Below are 1,727 nucleotides of genomic sequence, written 5' to 3' on the forward strand. Positions count from 1 at the left end.
GGTTGAATGAAAAAGTAACTTCCACCATACATTGACACAGGTAAAATAAGACTTTTTTGCAGGACTAACGTCCATATAGTTCTGGATTATTCGTAAAAATTAACATATAATAAGGGCAGAAAACAAAGCTTTTTCTGGAAGATGGGCATGATTTTTGGACCACTGAAAGTACTTTTGAAAAAGTAACTTCCACCGGCCTGATTATGAAACCAACACCGGAAATGGATCTTGCAGTTACTTTTTCAAGAGTGATGGCTTAAGGATCACCTGGTTGGCGGGAATCCTTTCCAGCTGGCAGAGGTCCAGCAGTTTTCTGTCTATCAGCAGCAGAGCCAGTTCAAACGGGGTGCAGCCGTTTAAACTGGCTCTTGCTACGCTATTGATGTGGTTGGTGATCAGAGTTACCTGCTCCTGGTCCAAGCCTGCGAATGTCGTACCTTTGGGGATAATATAACGGATGAATTCATGATTTTTTTCCAGACGTCCCTTCTGCCAGGAAGCCATGGGATCGCAGTAAAAGACACGGGATAGAAGTTCACCTTCAGGCCGTTCAAAAATAGCTGGATCTTTGAATGAGGCACCATTGTCTGTAAGAATGACCGGAAAGAGTTTTCGATATAGATCTGCTCCCAGATGGGTATATATTCGCTGAAACACATCTTCTACGTTGTCCTTCCTGTCGGCATCCATAAGAAAAATAAGCATAAGGCTACAATTACGGAAAAGCATGGTCAACAGTACTTTTTCTGATTTTCCCCCGGCACCTTCCACCACATCTAATTCCACCACATTTGTATCTGGAAACTTTTCCAGATATCTCTCAAAATCCAGATAGGATCTGTCTTTTCTATATCCAGTGTTGTCAGGTTCCCTGCGGACCTTCCGACGTTTTTTGTAGCGGACCTTCCGGGGAAGGTCGAGGTTGATTGCAGTGAAATATCCCTGGTCTATATAGTTGTAGAGGGTCCTTATAGAACAGGGGACAGATTCCTGATTAGATGCAAAGATATGGGACAAAGGCTGTCCCTGCAGAAGCAGAGGGGAAACCAGACGGTCCAGCTGTTCCAGGGACTCAGGAGTCTGGTTAATCCCAGACCGTGAAGAAGATTTTGTTTCACTGTAAATATCGTTGGCGTAATTGGCCCTGTAGAAATAGAAGTCGTGGGAACAGTTGCGTATCTGAGGACAGTCATTACACACGTAGGGGGGCTTTTTTAACTTTTCGCAGAGTCTGGGAGTAAAGTCAGGACAATACATGGAACAGCGCTTAGGGCGGCATTTCCAGCATAAGGAATTACAAGTCTGATTCCCGCAGATATGCTGCTTTTCACAGTTCTGAAAATGCTCGCATTCTGAGCGCTTCCGCTGGGTTTCGTTTTGAAAATGAGGGACCCGGAAAAGGTGACGCCGAATCTCCTTGGAAATGGTAGAAGAATCCTTGTTGATTCTGCAGGCAATCTGCGTGAAATTTTCCCCACGGCTGATACCATGTTCAATGGCAGCACGATCAGCAAGGGTAAGGTGTTTTTTGTTTCCAGTAGCTTTAGTAGACATAAATGAATCCTCCTATACAATAAAAATATCCCATTTCCGGTAGTTGGAGGATATGACCAGGGAGGAGCCCTGGTATTTCTTATAGAATAAACGATTGCAAGACTAACTTCCACCCCCAATTCCTAATGTAGAACAAAACAGACTAAAGGTGGAAGTTAGTTTTTCATTTAAGG

At 43.9% G+C, this 1,727-nt stretch carries 1 protein-coding gene; it reads right to left on the bottom strand.

Translation table 11 applies throughout. The features are described 5' to 3' along the window. Positions 1-234: 234 nt before the first annotated feature. A complete protein-coding gene (locus AB5170_RS22400) occupies positions 235-1,554 on the bottom strand; it encodes an IS30 family transposase (RefSeq protein WP_368362044.1) in 1,320 nt (439 codons plus the stop codon). Between the last annotated feature and the right edge of the window lie 173 nt (positions 1,555-1,727).

The sequence above is a fragment of the Ruminococcus sp. RTP21484sp1_RTP21281st1_A8_RTP21281_210402 genome, assembly GCF_040914025.1.
Lineage (GTDB): Bacteria > Bacillota > Clostridia > Lachnospirales > Lachnospiraceae > Blautia_A > Blautia_A faecis.

Coding starts and splice junctions, on each gene's coding strand:
- AB5170_RS22400 (WP_368362044.1), bottom strand. CDS start 1,554: ATGTCTACTAAAGCTACTGGAAACAAAAAACACCTTACCCTTGCTGAT.